Source organism: Pseudobdellovibrionaceae bacterium (assembly GCA_020635075.1).
Classification (GTDB): Bacteria; Bdellovibrionota; Bdellovibrionia; order Bdellovibrionales; family UBA1609; genus JADZEO01.
The window spans coordinates 1878356-1897391 of record JACKAM010000001.1 but is presented as its reverse complement, the minus strand read 5'-3'; the positions used below and the strand labels follow the sequence as shown (position 1 = coordinate 1897391).

The window sequence follows — 19036 nt, the reverse complement described above, 5'->3', positions numbered from 1 at the left end:
TAGTGATATGAAAACGTCAGCAGTAAATTACCGAGTGATTTTTGTGTGGTCTTTGTTTGCCGCACTGATGGTCTCCATGGCGATGATGACCACAGCTTGTGGAAAGAAAGACGGCAAGAAGTCTGCGGCCACCCCTGGTGCTAACCGCTATGACCCTAACTGCCCCAACTGTAATATAGATGGAACCTTGTTGGGAGCCGCTCTGGGATTTAATGGCGGAACCAGTAGCTCAGCCTACCGCATGCAGATCGGTATGAACCTGGTCGGCTCTGCAGGAACCACTGGAGGCTCTTGGGGCTATAATGGCCCGGTTTCAGCGACAGGAGTGATGTTCGTCAATAGCTCGGACCAGTATTGTCCGATGCCGATTGGAGGCTACACCTTGACGACCTACCAGGCCGGACAGTGGGATGGCGGAAGTGGTATGTTCCAGAATTTGGGAATTGATGCTCATCATGGAGATGGCACTATTCTTCATATGCGTATTATCTATGGAATTGTGGACGACGTGCAACCCAACCTCATCGATGCCGAAGGGTTCTCTTACCCTTATGGATTCATCGGTGATGTGGTGGTTGAATCGGTGAACAATGTTCCCTGCGTTCAGGGCTTCCCTGGATTGCCGCCATTAAATCAGTTTTTCTTTAGCTATTAATTGTCGAATATTGAGGAAGAGCCGTGAAAACCATCACCGCACACACAATTACAATAGTCAGTCTGGTGCTGGCGCTCTTCCTTTCAGGCTGCTCCTACCAGTGGCGGGAGGCCGACCCCGGCATCACAGACGATGAATTGATTGATTTGATTGCCGAGATTGGCAAGAACGCCTCGGTCAGTTCTGGTACTGGCAACATGCAAAAGTTCATGTCCATTGTGGAGAATCCCAACTCGACTATTTTCTTTGCCGAAGGATTTGTCGATAATAGCGGAACGATGGGCCCACCGGCCGCCATTCTCTCCTTGCTCGATTTTTACTTTATGGGCCGTGAAGATATCACGGTTTGGGATCTCAGTGAGGCGCGGGCCATTTTTCTGGACTTGATTGACGATTCAGGTGTTCGCCAAAACGCCTTGCTCCTCGATATGCAGGTAACAGGGGAATCCAACTTCGTCACCAAGGTCTTTGTCGACACAGGCGATGCAGCCGTGATTGAAGACGAATTTTCCGTCACTCTCAAAGGAGAGGGTGCAGGTGCCGCGCTCGTGGCTCGTTCCTATGACTTGGTCGAAGGGTCAGATGAGTTGGCAGGAGTGATTCAGCTTCAGCTTTGGGACTTTAATGACCAGGGTGAAGATTACCTTGGCAAGATCTCCACCATGGTCGGATTTGACTAATCTCACCCGATTCCTGGGTGAAATCCACAAGAATATTTCGACAGAATTTTTCTCTTCTCAATCTGAACCGCCGGAAATTGGCTTAATTTGAGACAGTTAAGGGTCCTCTATTCACTTCTTTCGCCAATCGTACGAAAATAAAAAGGTCAGTCAGTACGGGGATTTGAATGTAATCAGTGTGAGCCACGACGGGAGTGGCAATTGGCAATGCGCGAACAGAGAAATAAACAGATCGGGGCACGGCTGTTTCTATCGGCCGTTTTGCTGGCTCTTATTGTTTTGCCCTTTCAAAACTGCCAGGTACAAAAGCCTGGTGTGACTGATTTGGAATCCCAACAACTACAGAATTTTGATCACAAAGTGGTGATGGGCGTTGCCTGTACCACCTGTCATGCCGACGAGTTACCCAGTCCAGACCACGGTGGTGGACGCACCTGTGAAACCTGTCACAACTTCAATGGCTGGAAGAATATTCCCGATGCCCATAACCCCTTCCCGACAGCATGTAATGTCTGTCACGCTGATGGAGCCGAGTTTGACTCTTATCCCGCCACTCACTTTGATGTGGCTGGTAAAGATTGCGTGGAATGTCATACCAGTACAGCGACTTGGACCAATGGAGGCTATTCACACAATCCGCTTCCAGATCAGTGTGCCAGTTGTCACGCCGATGGGGAATTTCACGATTCTTTCCCAACTAACCACTTTGATATCGGAACAAAGGATTGTAAACAGTGCCATACCGATCCAACAAAATGGAAGGGCGGAAATTACGACCACTCACCTTTGCCTACTAATTGCTCTAGCTGCCATGGTGTGGGCCGCCCTCGCGAGAGCTATCCAGCAAATCATTTTAATGTGGGGACACGTGACTGTTATGAATGTCACAAGAACCCCTCGACGTGGGCTGGTGGATCATATGATCATGTTCCCAAGCCGGCAAACTGTAACAACTGTCATGCCGACGGCATGTTTAAGGATTCCTTCCCACCCACTCACTTTGCCGTGAATGGACAAGACTGTGCGAGTTGTCACCAGAGTACAACGACCTGGCAGGGCGGGACTTACAGTCACACACCTATGCCTACTTCGTGCAATGCCTGTCATTCAGATGGTAAGTTTAAAGACTCATTCCCTGCCACTCACTTCCCGATTGGGGCCGATGATTGTTATAGCTGCCACAAAAACACCACAACTTGGCAGGGAGGCACGTTCACCCATACGCCCATGCCGACATCCTGTAACAATTGCCATGCAGATGGCAAAGCCAAGGACTCCTTCCCGCCGACCCATTTTGCGATTGGTACGGAGGACTGCTACAGCTGTCACAAGAATACAACGACCTGGCAGGGAGGGACCTACAACCACGTGCCGATGCCGACGTCTTGTAACAATTGTCACGCGGACGGCAAGTTCAAGGACTCCTTCCCGCCGACCCATTTTGATGTGGGCACCGAGGACTGCTATGCCTGTCATAAGAGCACAACGACCTGGCAGGGTGCCACATACAATCATGTGCCCATGCCTACATCCTGCAATAGTTGCCATGGTGATGGAAAGTCCAACGATGCCTTTCCACCAACCCACTTTTCAATTGGCACTCAAGACTGCTACGCCTGCCATCGGGACGTAAGTAACTGGAGAAATGCCACATTCAATCATACCCCAACGCCACAGAGCTGTAATTCCTGTCATGCGAATGATCGGCCCAATACGGGTAATCGCATGACCAAGGATCCGAATTTGTCGAACAACAGCCACTATGGAGCGACCGACTGTTTTGCCTGTCATTGGAACAAAGATCGTGGAGGAACCCCTTGGCAATTTAAACACCAAGAAGCTGATGGATCCAAAATGCAGCACTGTTTGCCCTGTCACTATGACAAAGGCATTAAGGAGCACGGCAATCGGCCAAGCTGGTTCCAGTCGCCCATCTATAATTTTAGCAATGGCCAGCTAGGTAATTGCTATGATTGCCACAACAGAGGTAAGTCCTGGTCCCGATAGTTGAGGGGTGGAGCTGTGAGTCTCCTGCCCCCCCCTTTTCCCTTGCCCCGGCCGGGCCTCACTTCTATCCTAGTACAAATTGAATCGATCGAAGTGAGGATCTGCTATGGATTGGCAGCCAGTTTTGGAAAAGTTTAAACTCGTTCAGAGAAACCCGGTATTCCGAACTCTATCCTCAGTTCGCCTGGCCATACCTGTAATGGGGACTTTGGGAGTTGTCGTGGCTTGGGGAACGATCCTGGAAAGTCGCTATGGAGCAGCCTATGCCAAACTTGCCGTGTATGAGCAGAATTGGTTTTGGGGTTTGATTGGACTTATATGGCTCAACGTGCTTTTTGCGGCACTCTCAAGAATTCCTTATAAGAAGCAGCATACGGGTTTCGTAATCACCCACTTGGGCATTTTGATTCTTTTGGCAGGTAGTTTTGTCACGGGGAAATGGGGCATTGATGGAAGTCTGAGGATAGTCGAAGGAGGGCAGGGGAATCATGTACAACTTCCCAGCCTGGTTCTTGAGGTGGCTGGTGACGACATCTACCGCAAAGTGGAAATTCAGAAAAGTCTTTGGCCACAAGAGGTGAGTGACCTGACTTCTCACAATGATGAACTTAGGGGGCGCTTGCGATTGTTTCGCTACTTGCCCTTTGCCAAAATGGAATCTGGAATGGAGGCTTCTGTTGAGGCTGATGCAGGTGTTGCCGTGGGCTTTCTAATGAAGAGCCCCTTTTTTCAGGTGTCCGAGTGGTTGCACGAGACCGAGAGGCCTGTCTACCGGATGGGTCCTGCCGTCCTGCGGTTAGTAACTAGCGAGGCATCCTCGGCCCCGACACAAGTTTCCGCCAGAGCGAATCCAGTCAATAGCCCCAAACAGAGGGTAACAAAGGTGGCCCCGGGGGCCGCAAAAGTCCTCATACGCTCGGCAACGGACGGCAAAGTTGTAAAAACCCTAACCGTCGGCGAGTTTAAAAAGGGGCCAGTGAAGATTAATGGTGTTGAAGTGTCTCTGGTCAACGTCTTTCAACGAGCTGTGGTCAGTGACAATCGATTGGCAGAAAGTGAGGAGGGTAAGGAGAATCCGGCTTTGGAGTTAAAACTTTATTCCGAGGGAAAAGCCAGTAGAGAAGTGGTGTATGGCCTCTTTCCACAGTTTTCTCTTCACCCCAATGGCGCCTTTGGGCTACGCTTCGAATACCAAATTCCTGATGATGTATTTCCGACGGAGGAAAAGGAAGACAGCCAGCTTCCTGAAGGGCATGTGCCCGTGTCTAGTGCTGCAGGTAATCCAGGTGAAAGCAATGTGATCGAGTTTATAGTGCCCAAGGAGGGCGAGCAACTGGTGTTGCGATTGCTAAAAAATGGGGAGGAAGTTTTACGCCAGCAGGTATCTGCCGGTCAAAGTGTGCAAACCCCCTGGATGGGCATGACTTTAACACTTGGCTCCCTCAAAAGGGGAGTGGCTCCTGTCGAGAGAGTGACTGAAGCGGAGCTGGAGGAGAAGGAACCCCTGCCATTAGGGGCCGTGCAAATCATTCCCTCGGGCAAGGGTGTTGATGGCGGAGTCTGGATTCAGGAGGGGGAATCGCGGGAGCTCAATATTGAAGGTAAGTCCTACCGGGTTCGTTTTGGCCCAGATAATTTTCGGCTGCCCTTTTCCCTGCAGCTGAAAAAATTCATTAAGACCGACTATCCCGGAAGCTCAATGGCTCAGGAGTACGAAAGCCACGTTGTGGTCTCAGGTACTCAGGACATGCAAATTATATCCATGAACGAGCCACTGAAGAGAGATGGCTTTACTTTGTATCAATCGAGTTTTGAACAAGGTGGCGGGCGACCAACAGCCTCCATTTTTTCAGTGAATCGGGATCCTGGCAGGTTTTGGAAGTACCTGGGAAGCCTGATTATGTCGATCGGAATCATTGTCTACACCCTTCATCGCAGTCGTCTTGGACGGCAGGTGAGAAAGGCTTAGAGTTTTGCGCTACCTAATTGCAGTTTTTATTCTATTGGTTTCCATGTCGGCTGTGTCCCAAGAGGGAGGTGCTGGCTTTGAAGATCCTCGGCAGGGTTTTTTGGACAAAGCCAAGAGTCTGCCAACTGCACAGTTGGCCAAAATTCCCGTCCGCCATGAGGGGCGCATTAAGCCCTTTGACAGTTTGGCTCGCGAGACAGTGTTGTTTATTACGGGAAAGTACAAGTTTTGGGGTCTCGATCCTGTGCAGATGTATTTCGGGATGGTGCTGTTTGAGCAGGTAGATCGACTGGAAATCGTTAATATCCGGGAGCCGGACATCCGAGAACAGTTAGGGTTTGCCAGGGATCGTCGGTATGTTTCTGTCAAAGAGCTGACGGATACTAACCTGCAGCAGCTTGCCATGCCTTTGATGCAACAACAGGAGGCCAGCTCAAAGAGTCTTAAGCCCATGGAAAAGCAACTTCTCGACGTGTTTCACCAGGTGTGGCTTGTTCGGCAGGTGCAGAGCGCTGATCAACTTTTTGAGGCTTTACAGTTTTCGGACGCTGCCCGTTCCGGCCAGGATGGTGCTCCCCATGGAGGGGGGGAAGGTAAGGCAATATTGTCAGCAGGCACAGTTCTTCTTAAAAGTCTGGCTATGGGTGCGGATCAAGGGGTAATTGCTGATCAGGTTTCCAGCTTGAATCAACTGTTGCGTGCTCAACCCATGGATAGTCGTCTTCAAGAACAGTTGGGCAAGGTGTCGATGGAAGTCACCTACACACGTATGCGCCTCTTTTTTTGGACGGCAATTTTGCTTTTGTTAATGGGTGGATTGGCATTTTGGTCACCAGTGGCGGACAGGCTAAAGGGGTCTCTGTGGTGGTTGGCAGGAGTACCGGTCTTGTTGATGTCCTATGGCCTTGGGCTGCGTACTTGGATCACTGGGTTTTCTCCAGTGACCAATATGTATGGAACCATGATTTGGGTGGCCCTTGGTGTTGTACTTTTCAGTATTATTCTCCTCAAGTTGTACAAGCAGGCGACAATGGTGGGAGTGATCTGGTTGGCCGCGGGTGGAAGTCTTCTGTTTACTGAAGGAATGCCATTGGTGCTGAGTCCGGATTTGGATCCCATCATGGCAGTCCTGAGAAGTAATTTTTGGCTCACGACCCACGTATTGACCATCACCATTTCTTATGCAGCCTTCAGTATTGCAATGATGATTGGCAATGCGGGATTGGTTCGACAGCTACTCTTTCCCGAATCTCGGTCGGGCTGGCTAAAGTCCTGGTCCCACATGGTCTATCGAATGGTCCAGTTGGGTGTATTTTTGCTCAGTGTTGGAATCATTCTTGGTGGAGTGTGGGCAGACTACTCCTGGGGTCGTTTTTGGGGTTGGGACCCAAAGGAAACTTGGGCTTTGATTGCGGACATTGGATTTTTGTTGCTGCTTCATGGTCGTTTTGTGGGGTGGATCGGTCCCTATGCACTTTTGGCCTGGTCACCAATCGCCTATTTGTTGGTGATTATGGCCTGGTATGGGGTGAACTTCATTCTTGCAACTGGTTTACATTCCTACGGATTCTCCAGTGGTGGAGCCAAATTGGTCGTGACTTACATGGTGAGTCAAGTTACCCTGGTAGTGATAGCGGTTCTTGGGGCAAAACTTCGTTCCCGAGTTCAAATGGAAACAAAATCCTGATAGCTGGGTGAGGCAGGAAGCATCACTCATCAATTGGTTGCAAGGGAATGCTTCGAGTTCAGTGGCTCTTTGGTTCAATCCTTATTTTACTTCTATGTGAGCCGGCGCAGGCCTTTCGCTACCACGGACGCCTAGCTCTTGGTGTTTACAATTCCATCGAGGAGTTTAAAAATCCCGGAGTCAGCTCCGAACACAACGATGTGAGAAATCTTTCGGGGCGGTTTTATCTAGGCCTGTCTGAAGTCGGTTCCTCAAAATTCGATATCACGGCCGATGTTCGCGATAAGCATGAGTTCTTCGGCAAGCTCACTAAAGATCAATTGGCACTTGAAGAGCGCAACACCTTTCAGGTGCGCCAACTGTCCATAGGTGACCCTCAGGTTTTCGGCAGAGGCTTCTATCAGGTGGGGCGATTTGCCGTTCTTGATGCGGGATCGGTCTTTAATGACGGAATTGAATTGGGTTGGCGCACCGGTGGCTGGAAATCCGGCCTATTTGCCGGCCTCAATGCTAAACGCCATGAACAGTCCTACGTGCAAAGTAACGCCGAATCCAAACAGGGTGGACTCTACTCCACTTACGAAAGCAAAGGCGGAGGCTGGAGCCGGGTCTTTCGTATGACCCACGCCTTTGTTCAGCAGATGTACGAAAGTGACGTGGATCGTCAATTTCTGTACCAAAACATCCTTTATCAGTGGGGACTATACAATCGAGTTTTGACATTACTCTATTTGGATATGGTCCCTCGGACCAATGTTCAAAACGCCCTCATGTCTCTGCAAAACCGCCTCACCACTCGATTGGAAAATCAGTTAGACCTCTCTGGTGTCGACGTGATCGAGTACCAAAGAAACCAGGGTGTTAGGGAGAAGTTAGACCCCAGTCCCTACCAGGAAGTTAAGGATAAGATTACTTTTCGCCAAACTCCGCGTTTTTCATGGATCGCCCAGGGACGATATGGCATCCGCAAAGTAGATGATCTCAAGCGGACCGAGGGGGCTCTCGGCATCGGCCTGCCGGGTTACTTCTCCAAGCGTTGGGACATGTTTGTCCTACTTGGCTCTCGCGAGGAGTTCAATTCCAAAGGTGTGTTTGTCAATTACAAGGTGGGATACTTTAGCGACAAACGGGAGTTGACGTTAAGTGTGGATGCGTCGACAGAAAAATATGAAGATGGAACAAAACTCAATCCAGTTGTTGTTGAACTCAGTGCCAGCCAGCAGCTGTCAAAGGAGTTATTTGGCATCATTTCCCTTCAGGGAGCTGCAGACGAGGAAGTGACCATTATGGGAGCCTTTGTCCGCGTGGGCTATCGCTTCGGCAATCGGGAGATTTCTCCACTTCGTGATGGGGCCGCTCCCAGAGGGCAACTGTGATGAAGCGAGGCCTCTGGGTCACGTTACTTCTTACCTTGTTTCCCCTCCTTCTTTTTGCGCAAACGGAGGAAAATGCAAAAGACAAGGAGGCCTTGCTCAATCGCTTGTTTGCGCCGGGCCCTCTGATTATGGGTCACAGCGATCTGGAAAAAAAGGACTGTCTTAAGTGTCATGATGCCGGCAAAGGAGTGCCGGATGAAAAGTGTTTGGATTGCCACAAAGAGATCCGCCCATACGTGGAGAAAAAGCAGGGCTATCATGGTTTGGTGACAAAGAGCTGCCGGGAGTGTCATGCCGACCACAAGGGTCGAGACCATGATTCAGCCGTCGTCGATCCAAAGAGCTTTGATCATGGGCTGACTGGATACAAATTGGAAGGCAAGCACGCCGAAATCAAATGTCAGGAATGTCATCAGGAAAAACGCAGCAAAAAGCCCATACGCCCTAATGAGACCCGCTATTTAGGAGCAGCCACGAGTTGTCGAGATTGTCACATTAAAGAAGACGTGCATTTCTATACTGGCAAGTGGAAGAAGGCCGACTGTGGAGAGTGCCACGGACTGATGGCCTGGGATAAGGATATCCGTTTTGATCACTTAAGGGACGGAGATTACAAACTTGAAGGTGCCCATGCCAAAGCTGACTGCAAAGACTGTCACATTGTCGACAAAAAGAAAAAACTGAGCCGCTACAAATGGCCAAATCTGAAGACAAAAGTGTGCCTATCTTGCCACGAGGATACTCACAAGAACAACCTGAGTCCCAAGTTTCGTAATGGCAAGTGCACCAGCTGCCACGGTCAGGAAGAATGGAAAATCAAAAAATTCGACCACCAGGCGGTCGCCAAATTTCCTTTGCGTGGGCGGCACAATGAGATCAATTGTACCAACTGTCACGTTCAAGCACCAAAAACCAACATGAAAAAGACCGGCCAATTCAAGTACACGGGCCTCGGCGAAAAGTGTTTGGACTGCCACAAGGACTTCCATTTTTTTGGTGCCCACAAGTCCAAAAAGTTGGGGAACCTAAATGCCTGTGAAGCTTGTCACTTTGAGGACAAGTGGACTGAGATTCATGACTTTAATCACAACCGCAACACCCGGTACCCAGTGGATGGGGAACACCTGGAGTTGGATTGTCTCCAGTGTCACGTTTCCTCTCTGAGAGAAAAGGGTCAAAAAGCCTTGGATTTGAAGGAAACATTGAAGCCCCAGTTTTGGTTGAAGCCCAGTGCTCGGGGCAAGCTCCTTAAGAGTCAGTACCACTGGCAGCATTTGGACTCCAAGACCTGTGAAAACTGCCACGAGTCACCGCATAAAAAAGAGTTCTCGGCTAAACTTCTTAAGAAGAAGTGTACGGACTGTCACGTCACGACTGGCTGGAAAGATCGGCCGCGGGATGGCGATTTTGATCACGAAGTTACGCGCTTTAAATTGACAGGGGAGCACACCAAGCTCAAGTGTGCCCAGTGTCACGTGGTAAATAAGAAGCAAATATTTAAATTCCCATCCAAGGAATTACAGTTCTGCGTCGATTGTCACAAAGATCCACACAAAGATCAGTTAGGCCCAGAACTAAGAAAGCAGTCTTGTGCCAATTGTCACGACACGAAAACTTTTACCAAGATAAAACAATTTGATCACAAGGAAACTAATTTTGATCTGAAGGGGAAACACAAGAAAGTTAAATGTAATGACTGCCACAAGCAAACTAAGGAAAGATTTCCTTTTAAACCAAATCATAGGATGAGGCAGTATCTGTTCCCCGATCTTGAAAGGAAGGACTGCGCCCAGTGTCACAAAGATTTCCACCTGGGGCAGTTAAAAGAGAAAAAGTGCAGCCAGTGCCACAATGAAAACAACTGGAAGAAGGTGGACTTTGATCACAATGAAGACAGTCGCTTTAAACTCAAGGGTGCCCATGGTGATCTAAAGTGTAGTGAGTGTCATCGTCCAACGAAAAAAATTATGAGATTTAAGAAGAAGAAGCGCCGGGTGGTGCGGTTTAAGCCCATGGACACTGAGTGCATTGCTTGTCATGCCAAAGACGATAAGCACAAAGGTGAAATGGGCAAGAAGTGTGAAAGTTGTCATCGGGAAGATGATTGGACTATTGTCAAGGACTTCCATCGGAATTACACTTTGCACGGAGTTCACTACACCCTTCAGTGTGCTGAATGCCATGGGGTGGAAGGGCGCAAACTCAGTGGCCTGAGCGATCAGTGTCTGCTCTGCCATCAAAAAGATGATGTTCACAATAGCACACTTCCTTATTGCGGTGAGTGTCATCGGCAGAGTTTTTGGGAAGATAGTCAGTTCAGACACTCGCTGAGTAGCTTCCCACTGCGGGGAGTCCACCGCACTCTTGATTGTGTGAACTGCCATACGAGCGGGGTGTACCAAGGCACTCCCAACACTTGTTTTATCTGTCACCAAAGCGATGCAGCTAGCGTGAGTTCTCCTCCACACATCATGCCCAACTTTATGGAGTGTTCTCAGTGCCACAATCAGTTTACCTTTACGGGGGCTAACTAGATGAGGAGCTCAGGAGTTTTTTGGCTTATCGGGTTATTAGTTGCCGTTCTTCTCAGTGGGACTTTGGGGTGGGAACTGTATCATTCTTTTTCAAGGGACGAGGTAAGTGGGAACGTCGCAGGGAAAGGGATTCATGATTTTTCTCTGCAATCACTTGATGGAAATGGGGTCTCTTTGCGCCAGTTTTCCGGGAAAGTGGTGCTGGTGAATTTTTGGGCCAGTTGGTGCGGTCCGTGTCTCCAGGAGTTTCCCAGCATGGTGAAGCTGCTTGATCAGCATTCGCAGAAGTTGGCAATGGTGGCCATTTCGGCCGATCACCGTAAGGAGGACATCGCCAACTTCTTGAAGGCTTTTGATGGCAAACGGCCCAACCTGTTTGTTGCTTGGGATCCCAGCAGTTCAGTTTCCACTCGCTATGGAGTGGATGCCCTGCCTGAGACCTTTTTGTTTTCGCCTACTGGCGAGCTCCTCGATCATATTGTTGGCGCCCGGGACTGGTCAGATCCCCAGCTGCTTGAGAAGGCAAGATCTCACCTGACCCCCTAGGGAGTTCGGTGGATTCGATTTGATATGAAGCGAAGGGCCGTGTGAGTCTGTCTCATTTTGAGATACGAGGGGTTAAATCTCCGGATTTTCTTTGATAATTCACCAATTGCGAGGGAATTCCGATATAATTTTAGAATCAGTGGAGGTCATAGCAAAGCGGGGGCTGTTATGGCTATAGTGGAGTTGATCTCCAATCATCTTGAAATCATCACAGTGGGAATCGTCTCAGCGGTCGCCTATTATGGCATTCGTGGGGAGAAAACTGCATCTGATGCGGCCGTGAAGGTCTTGGCCAAAGCCAAAAAGTCGGGGATGGACACTCCATTTACCCTTCATCCGGAAGTGGACCCCAAAAAATGCATTGGGTGTGGATCCTGTACGCGGGTGTGCCCCGAAGGCGATATTCTGAGGCTTGTGGATCATCTTTCCACATTGGTATCACCTACCAAATGTGTCGGCCACGGTGAGTGTGCGGTGGCCTGTCCAGCTGGGGCCATCACCTTGGTGTTTGGTACCAAAAAGGTGGGGCTCGATATGCCGCGCCTCTCTCCCAACTATGAAACCAATGTATCTGGTGTTTATATCGTCGGAGAATTGGGCGGTATGGGCCTGATTCGCAATGCGGTTAAGCAGGGCAAGATTGCGGGTGAACACGCTGTTAAGAACCTGTCTGGACGGGGAGGTCAAACCCAGACAGATGTGGTGATCATCGGCGCTGGCCCAGCAGGCCTATCCGCAGCGCTTGCGGCGATTAAAGCAGGCAAACGCTATATCGGTTTGGATCAGAACACTCTCGGAGGGGTGGTCAACAACTTCCCTCGACAAAAAATCGTCATGACCTATCCGGCTGAACTGCCGATCGTCGGTCTGATGAAGTTTGCCAGGAACAAGGTGACCAAAGAGGAGCTCTTGGCCTACTGGCGGGCTGTCATGAGGAAAACGGGTCTCAAGATCCGCGAAAAAGTAAAATTTCAAGGTTTTGTCGAACACAATGGTGTGATCACGGTGAACACCAGTGAGGGATCTATCACCACCAAAAAACTCATCCTGGCTCTGGGAGTGGCTGGAAGTCCTCGCAAATTGGGTCTGCCCAATGAAGATCTGGCTAAAGTCACCTATAGCCTGATTGATCCTGATCACTATATGGGTAAAAAGATTGTGATTGTTGGCGCAGGAAACTCGGCACTTGAGGCGGCCAAAATGCTAGCTCATGCCAAGCGCAGTAATGAAGTTACAATTCTCGTAAGGGGCAAGGCCATTGACCGAGCCAACGACGAAAACCGTGAAGATGTGGAAAAACTAGAGAGGCAGGGAAGGCTCAAAATTTGGTTTGAATCCCAGGTCTCAGAAATCCATGAGGACCGGCTCGTCGTCAGCAAACAAGGCGAACCGGTGACGGTAGCCAATGATTTCCTTTTTGTGTTCGCAGGAGCCGAAAAACCCTATGGCCGTTTGACGAAACTTGGGATTACAATAGAAAAGAAATTTGGCGAGGCCTTTCAGCAGGCCGCTTGAAAGTCACCTAGGAGTCGCAAGCATTGAGATTTGAGCGTTTAGTCTGGCTTTGGCTTTCGTTGATGGGCCTGATGGCTTGGGAGTATTGGTGCCTCAACCATTATATGTCAGGCAGTATCATTGTTGCCTTGACCAAAGTGGCCCCCCAGCTCAAATCATTCAATTTATCTACTGAGGCCGGAAAGCCCATTAGCTACTTTTTGGGTTGGGCCGGCCTCTCCGTCATGCTTGTGACCAATCTTTATGTCCTCCGCAAGAGAATTCCCGCCATGCACAAAATGGGGAGGCTGGACGCCTGGCTGGACTACCATATTTTCTGTGGACTGTTGGGTCCGACTCTCATTGTCTTCCATACAGATTTCAAAGTGGGAGGCTTGGTGGCTATTAGCTTTTGGAGCATGATGATTTCGGCCGGTAGTGGAGTTTTAGGCCGTTACTTTTTTGTCAAAGTCTCGCGTTCCAAGGCTCAGCTGGATTCCAATGCGGACACTTTTAGGCGAAAACTGTTCAATGCCTTGGAAAAAGCCAATATCTCAACTGACGACCCTGACTACCTCATCACCCGTAAAAGGTTTTTTGATTTTGTTGGTGCTCCTGATAGTCGCGTGGATTTTTTGGGCGCTGTGTGGGGCTCCCTTGCGGGTGATGTGCGGTTAATGATGTTTTCTATCCCTCGGGTTCAGCCGGAGTGGCCTCAGCAGACGCGAAAATATCTCTATGGGTGGGCGATGACTACCAGAGATAGTGTGTTCATGGAACCGTTTAGAAAAGCTCTTGGCTACTGGCATGCCTTTCACGTTCCATTTACGTCCTTGATGTACGTGACGGCCTTAGTTCATGTTGTTGTGGCACTCGCATTTGGTGTGTGACGATGAATGAAAAACTCCCGAACATAAGGTTCGCTCTTGCTTGCCCATCAGTTTTCTGTAAAAATTCTCGGACAAAAAATTATTAGGCTTGATGTGAAATATTTGGTATAAAGAGCCTAGCATTATGGCATTAGACTACTGGGTAGAATTCTTCGAAGATTTACAGCACGTGCGTGGTCGTTCCCTCAACACGGTGATGGCCTATCGTCGCGACTTAGAACTGTATGAAGAATTCAAATCCAAGCACTCTGAGATTTCCCACATTTATGAGTATATGAGCAAAAAGGGTTTGAGCGTTAGGTCTCAGGCGCGGGTGGTTTCCAGTTTGCGCACCTATCTTCGTTTTTGCGAAAAACAAGGACAAAAGGTGCCCGAGCTTCGCCAGTTGCGGCCACCAAAGGTCAAAGTGGGGCTGCCTCGTGGTTTGACGACTGAAGATTTTCTGCGGCTGTTCAATGCCTGTGAGGTGGAAAACCCTTATCGTACGGCACGCAATCAGGTCACGCTTTTGATGCTCTTTGGACTGGGCTGTCGGGTCAGTGAGCTCATTGGTCTGGACATTGCGGATTTCAACGAAACTGACGGTTGGGTGCGGGTTCAAGGCAAAGGCGGCAAAGAGCGGCTCATTCCCTTGACCGAAAAGCTTTTGCGGGAACTAAAGGACTATTTGGTTCACGTGCGCAGCCACTTGGTCAAAAAAGCCGACAATGCCATTTTGATTAATGACAGGGGGCGACGTCCCAGTCGGGTGGATATTTGGCGATGGCTGTCGGCTTGGTCCGAAAAGGCCGGTTTTGACGAGCCGGTGAGTCCCCACAAGTTCCGTCACGGATGTGCCACTGCTCTTTTGGAATCAGGTGCTGATTTACGTTCCATTCAAATGCTTTTGGGGCATTCCAGTATTCAGACCACCCAAATCTACACGAACGTGTCGGCGGCCAAAATTCGTGATGAGATCGACCGCAACCATCCCCTGTCTGAAGAAGCCAACTCCTAAAAACTGGTCCCTTTGATTGTTGATCCACAAAATTGTGTTTTGCCTTTGTCCGGGGATTGGTCCGATTGCCGAGCCATTCCCGGAAATCCGAATCCTCTGCCGTCGCGCGGGGCGGGAGGCTGAGTGACCGAAGGGAATAGGCTCAGCCGAACGAAGCGCAGCAGCAAAGCTGATGCGTTCCGAAGACGCGCCCGCGGCCGAAAGGCGCGTGAGGATTTGCGGAGGATGGTCGGCAAAGGACCGACTTCACTGATAAAGGATTTTGTGGATCAACAATCAAAGGGACCAGTTTTTAACTCCTAAGCTTCAAGTATCACATTCAAGTCCGATTGTCGGATCACTCTGGAATCAAATCCAATACTTTAACTTTTGGCCCTGGTCTAACTCGTGCAGAACCCAGCCGCATGAGAATCTATTCGTTTGTCCGCAAAGGTTTAGAATTGGTGCCCATCGAAGTTGAAATCAATTTGATGGCGGGAAGTAACCAACTGCAAATCATGGGCTTGCCCGACACTGCCATTAAGGAGAGCGGTTTAAGGATCAAGTCGGCACTTAAGAGCCAGGGCTTTGAGTGGCCGGCAGGCCAGCAGATATTGGTCAACTTAAGACCCTCTCACTGGCGTAAGAGTAGTCGCGGCTTGGAACTGGCCATTGCCTGCGGCTATCTTTGGCGCTCGGGACAAGTGGAGCCTCCGGGCGAGCTTAAAGATGAAGCATTTGTTTACGGTGAATTGGGCCTGGACGGAAAGGTCTATGCCCCGGGGGATTTGGAGTCCCTGTTTGATCACCCGGAGTCAGTTCCCATTTTGACCGGAAAAATTCGCGGTCGAACCCCGCACCGCTTGCTCAGCCTGGAAAATCTCAGTCAGGTAACAGAACCCGATGTTCAGGTTCCAGTCCAAGAAGAAGAGGCCCAGTTCTCTGATCTTCATGTGACCGATGAACGCGGTTTCATCTTCCCGGCTCAGGTGGGTCGCCTCCTCACTATGGTTGCCTGCGGGGAGCATCCCACTTTGCTCGCCGGTCCCGCCGGATCAGGTAAGACCACTTTTGCTCAAGCACTACATTCACTATTGTCTCCTCCCTCCCCCGATCAGGCTCGGGAGATTTCCCGCATTCGCCGCTGGTTTAACTCGCCCGAGGAACGCCAAAGACCTTTTGTCTGTCCTCACCACACCATTCCTCCCATGTCGATGATTGGCGGTGGGGTGCCGGTGTTCCCAGGGGAAATCACCCGAGCCCACGGGGGCCTTTTAGTCATGGATGAGTTTTTGGAATTCCACAATCAGGTTAAAGAGGCCCTGCGGGAACCACTAGAGGGGGGAGAGATTGTCATCTCCCGTGTTGGCCAGACTCAAGTTCTCCCTGCTCGCTTTCAACTTTTGGCCACCACCAACCTTTGCCATTGTGGGCGCTTGGTTCCGGGCAAGCGAATGAACTGCCACTACAGTTTGACCCGATGTCGTTCTTATTTGGAAAAACTGAGTGGTCCACTGCTTGATCGGTTTGATGTCTTGGCCTTTAGCGACAGTTGGCTCAAAGGTGGTGGGCCCTTGGCCAGCAAGAAGAAACAGGGCCCAACCATGAACTTGATCCAAATCAGCGAGCAGGTCCAGAAGGTTCGAGGCTTTCAGATGCAGCGAACCGGGGAGGCTTGGCCCCGCCCTAACGGAAGGGCCGATGGTCTTCAGATTGCTGAAAGTCTGGACGAATTCACCCGCGAGAACCTCCTACCCTCAACTGGTGGTTCCCAGCGCCGAGCTCGGGCCATGATGCGGGTAGCCAGGACATTGGCTGATATGGATTTGGCTGAGCAAATCACCACCAAACATATAGATGAGGCCGCCCAGTGGGCCTGGCAGAGCTTCGAAGACCTTCATAGAATATTTGCCTGAGCTCTCCGCCAATTGAATAAGGCTTGAGTTTTACAAGCCAATTTGCTTTTATCTGATCTCTTCGCTGATCTCAGTCAGCGCAAGACCATCAAATCGAGGGTGGCGTAGCCAAGTGGTTAGGCACCGGACTGCAAATCCGTGAACGCCGGTTCGAATCCGGCCGCCACCTCCAAATTCCCAAGCGCCATGATCCGAGTTGCGAATAAGTATTGAGAACTCAAAACGATTTAATCGATGGCTCGCATGGCTTTTTGGGTTTTCAATTCAACATGATTCGTCTCAGCATCACATAGTTTAGTGCAGAAAAAGTGCAAACAAAGTGCACCTTGGATACGGTGACCGTGTTCGGAAATCCGCTATGGCCAAGGCTTGGCACCTGCCCTCGGTCTCAAAATAAAAAATAGGTATTTTTGGAAGAAATTGGACTAGCAGCACTTATGACTTGTCATCGCGAGTCTGAAGAGTAATTTGAGGAGCTAATGGACACAATTGATAAAGTGAGAGCGATTCGAAAAAGAGTATCTGATATCCGTTCAGAAGTTGCTTGCCAATCTTCGGTGCGCGGATCATCGGCACAGGTTGACCGATTGTGGGATGAGTTTTATCAACTCAAAATGGAATTTGAAAAGATTCTTAGTGAAACTGAGAAAAAAAATGGAGTTAGGTTTCTTCGTCAGCCCTATTGATTTTCACGGCGGATCTAGAATCTAAATACTCCTTTTCGCCTTCCTTAAATTCATTATTAGCCTTTGTAATCTCTCTTCCTTCAATATCCTTAATTTTCGCCTCGATATTACCAATAGACTTCTTTTCGGCTTCACTTCCGTGTCGTTTGTATCGGAAAGTTTTCTTGTCACCAGAATACAGGAGTTTTTTGCCAGTTTCTTTATCTTTGCGTTCAATGGTTTTACCGAGACGTTTTAGATTGGTTGCGAAAAGGTCAGAATAACGGACGGGACTCACTCCGACGAATGGTCTAAATTCAACCTGAGTGGGATTGTCAGAATCTAATGCGTCCTTGTGAAGGTAGCCGGCAAGACTTTTTGGGTAGGGCTCAATATAAATGACCTTTGTTATCCCAGCTGCAATGATATGCTTAGTGCAGTTGTGGCACGGGAAGGTTGTACAATAGAGAACTGAGCCTTTTGTGCCAATACCGATTCTAGCGCTTGAAATTATCGCATTCATTTCAGCATGCACCGGTCTTCCATATTCAGTTAGATCTCGAAGAGAAGTTTCGTCTATAGACTTCTTGAAGTCTTTGGAATTGTAATTTTCAATAATTTCCGTAATCGCGCCATTGGAGCCGTTATCTAGTTTCAAATCCTTCTCTAATTTGTGCAGAAGAGAGATAATGTTTTGGTGATGCTTTTCACAAATTTCATCATAAATCATTTCACGCCGTTCATGATTGAAGTCTCGACCAAGTTGAAAGTCTCTCTTGTCAAAGGGATCTCCAGGCCAGTAGTTGCCACCGCCCGGAGAAGGCACCTCGTTACAGCCCGCTGCGATTAGATCCTTTTCGGGCGAAACTATGACTGCACCAACTTGCCTAGATAGGTCACTAGAACGCAATGAAGATGCATATGCTAAAAACATAAAGTATTCGTCTGGTGTTGGAGTTTGAAAAGGATTGCTAAATACTAAATCGACGAACCTATTAATCTGATTATCTATGAGGTCGTTTGAGACGAAGACATCCGCAAGTTGAAAGGTATCTTCCATTCTTTGTCCGAGCTTGTTGCCGTCCTCCTTTTCATCTCTCGTGATGAGAGTGTCGGCCTCGTCAGAGCAGATGTTTTTCACATTGGTAAGATATGATTTGCGATCTCTTTTCGATGTATTTACTCCGAGAAGAAGAAACTGGTCACCAAATATCTCTTTCATCCTTTCGATTTCTTCAGGTCGTTTGAATTGCCTGATGATATGTACAGTTGGCACATTTGATGAACGCTGGGATTCAAACTGCCTAATCTGATAAATCGCATACTCAGCGAAAACGGCATTGTTGCCGCTCTTTCGGATTTCATTTCCTTTGTCGATTTTCCAAGAGACTTCTTCAAAATAGGAATTAAATCTGGGTGCAGTGAATTGCTTGGTTAGCCAGTCCGTTAGATTAATTTCATTCGGCTTGTAATCTAAATTTTCAAATGCAACCGATAAGGGCTCAATATATTGATCAAGATCAGTACCCAAAGGTGCGACAAGTCCAATAATGAGATCAGTGGTAGAGGCAAGCATAGTCGAGCCCTCCTAAAGGTTGGACTCTCTATCGGAGTAGCTGGACCAATAGTTGATGTATTTAT

Annotated in this window: 13 protein-coding genes and 1 tRNA gene; 13 read left to right on the top strand and 1 reads right to left on the bottom strand. The window is 49.1% G+C overall.

Features of this window, described 5'->3' with window-relative positions:
* The first annotated feature begins 7 nt into the window (after positions 1-7).
* The 13 genes from H6624_08230 to H6624_08170 all read left to right on the top strand — a co-directional run bounded on the left by H6624_08230 (position 8) and on the right by H6624_08170 (position 16902).
* A complete protein-coding gene (locus H6624_08230) occupies positions 8-655 on the top strand; it encodes a hypothetical protein (protein ID MCB9084319.1) in 648 nt (215 codons plus the stop codon).
* 23 nt (positions 656-678) lie between these two features.
* On the top strand, positions 679-1335 hold the full coding sequence (locus H6624_08225; GenBank protein MCB9084318.1) for a hypothetical protein: 657 nt from the start codon (positions 679-681) through the stop codon (positions 1333-1335).
* 207 nt (positions 1336-1542) lie between these two features.
* Entirely contained in the window at positions 1543-3342 is a 1800-nt protein-coding gene (locus H6624_08220; protein ID MCB9084317.1) for a hypothetical protein, read from the top strand.
* A 106-nt stretch (positions 3343-3448) separates the two neighbouring features.
* Entirely contained in the window at positions 3449-5311 is a 1863-nt protein-coding gene (locus tag H6624_08215) for a cytochrome c biogenesis protein ResB (GenBank protein MCB9084316.1), read from the top strand.
* 4 nt (positions 5312-5315) lie between these two features.
* Complete coding sequence (ccsA, locus tag H6624_08210; protein ID MCB9084315.1) at positions 5316-6998, top strand: cytochrome c biogenesis protein CcsA; 1683 nt, start codon at positions 5316-5318, stop codon at positions 6996-6998.
* A gap of 47 nt (positions 6999-7045) precedes the next feature.
* Positions 7046-8374, top strand: a complete 1329-nt coding sequence (locus tag H6624_08205) for a hypothetical protein (GenBank protein ID MCB9084314.1) — start codon at positions 7046-7048, stop codon at positions 8372-8374.
* The gene (locus tag H6624_08200) at positions 8374-10908 is read left to right on the top strand and encodes a hypothetical protein (GenBank protein ID MCB9084313.1); all 2535 of its coding nucleotides are present in this window, start codon (positions 8374-8376) and stop codon (positions 10906-10908) included. Before H6624_08205 ends, H6624_08200 begins: the two co-directional genes overlap by 1 nt.
* Positions 10909-11454: a TlpA family protein disulfide reductase gene (locus tag H6624_08195; GenBank protein ID MCB9084312.1), complete on the top strand. Its 546-nt coding sequence runs from the start codon at positions 10909-10911 to the stop codon at positions 11452-11454. It abuts the gene before it with no gap.
* 168 nt (positions 11455-11622) lie between these two features.
* Positions 11623-12969: an NAD(P)-binding domain-containing protein gene (locus H6624_08190; GenBank protein MCB9084311.1), complete on the top strand. Its 1347-nt coding sequence runs from the start codon at positions 11623-11625 to the stop codon at positions 12967-12969.
* A 23-nt stretch (positions 12970-12992) separates the two neighbouring features.
* Positions 12993-13838 carry a hypothetical protein gene (locus H6624_08185; GenBank protein ID MCB9084310.1) on the top strand — a complete coding sequence of 282 codons (846 nt, stop codon included), beginning with the start codon at positions 12993-12995 and terminating at the stop codon, positions 13836-13838.
* 124 nt (positions 13839-13962) lie between these two features.
* Positions 13963-14835: a tyrosine-type recombinase/integrase gene (locus H6624_08180; GenBank protein MCB9084309.1), complete on the top strand. Its 873-nt coding sequence runs from the start codon at positions 13963-13965 to the stop codon at positions 14833-14835.
* Between the two features lie 404 nt (positions 14836-15239).
* Positions 15240-16730 (top strand): ATP-binding protein, encoded by a 1491-nt coding sequence (locus H6624_08175; GenBank protein ID MCB9084308.1) that lies wholly within the window; start codon positions 15240-15242, stop codon positions 16728-16730.
* Positions 16731-16828: 98 nt separating this feature from the next.
* Positions 16829-16902: transfer RNA gene (locus H6624_08170), tRNA-Cys, on the top strand.
* Positions 16903-17390: 488 nt separating this feature from the next.
* On the opposite strand, the gene H6624_08165 is transcribed toward H6624_08170, so the two are convergent.
* On the bottom strand, positions 17391-18971 hold the full coding sequence (locus H6624_08165; GenBank protein MCB9084307.1) for a cytidine deaminase: 1581 nt from the start codon (positions 18969-18971) through the stop codon (positions 17391-17393).
* Positions 18972-19036: the final 65 nt, after the last annotated feature.

Coding starts and splice junctions, on each gene's coding strand:
- H6624_08230 (MCB9084319.1), top strand. CDS start 8: ATGAAAACGTCAGCAGTAAATTACCGAGTGATTTTTGTGTGGTCTTTG.
- H6624_08220 (MCB9084317.1), top strand. CDS start 1,543: ATGCGCGAACAGAGAAATAAACAGATCGGGGCACGGCTGTTTCTATCG.
- H6624_08215 (MCB9084316.1), top strand. CDS start 3,449: ATGGATTGGCAGCCAGTTTTGGAAAAGTTTAAACTCGTTCAGAGAAAC.
- H6624_08205 (MCB9084314.1), top strand. CDS start 7,046: ATGCTTCGAGTTCAGTGGCTCTTTGGTTCAATCCTTATTTTACTTCTA.
- H6624_08200 (MCB9084313.1), top strand. CDS start 8,374: ATGAAGCGAGGCCTCTGGGTCACGTTACTTCTTACCTTGTTTCCCCTC.
- H6624_08195 (MCB9084312.1), top strand. CDS start 10,909: ATGAGGAGCTCAGGAGTTTTTTGGCTTATCGGGTTATTAGTTGCCGTT.
- H6624_08190 (MCB9084311.1), top strand. CDS start 11,623: ATGGCTATAGTGGAGTTGATCTCCAATCATCTTGAAATCATCACAGTG.
- H6624_08180 (MCB9084309.1), top strand. CDS start 13,963: ATGGCATTAGACTACTGGGTAGAATTCTTCGAAGATTTACAGCACGTG.
- H6624_08175 (MCB9084308.1), top strand. CDS start 15,240: ATGAGAATCTATTCGTTTGTCCGCAAAGGTTTAGAATTGGTGCCCATC.
- H6624_08165 (MCB9084307.1), bottom strand. CDS start 18,971: ATGCTTGCCTCTACCACTGATCTCATTATTGGACTTGTCGCACCTTTG.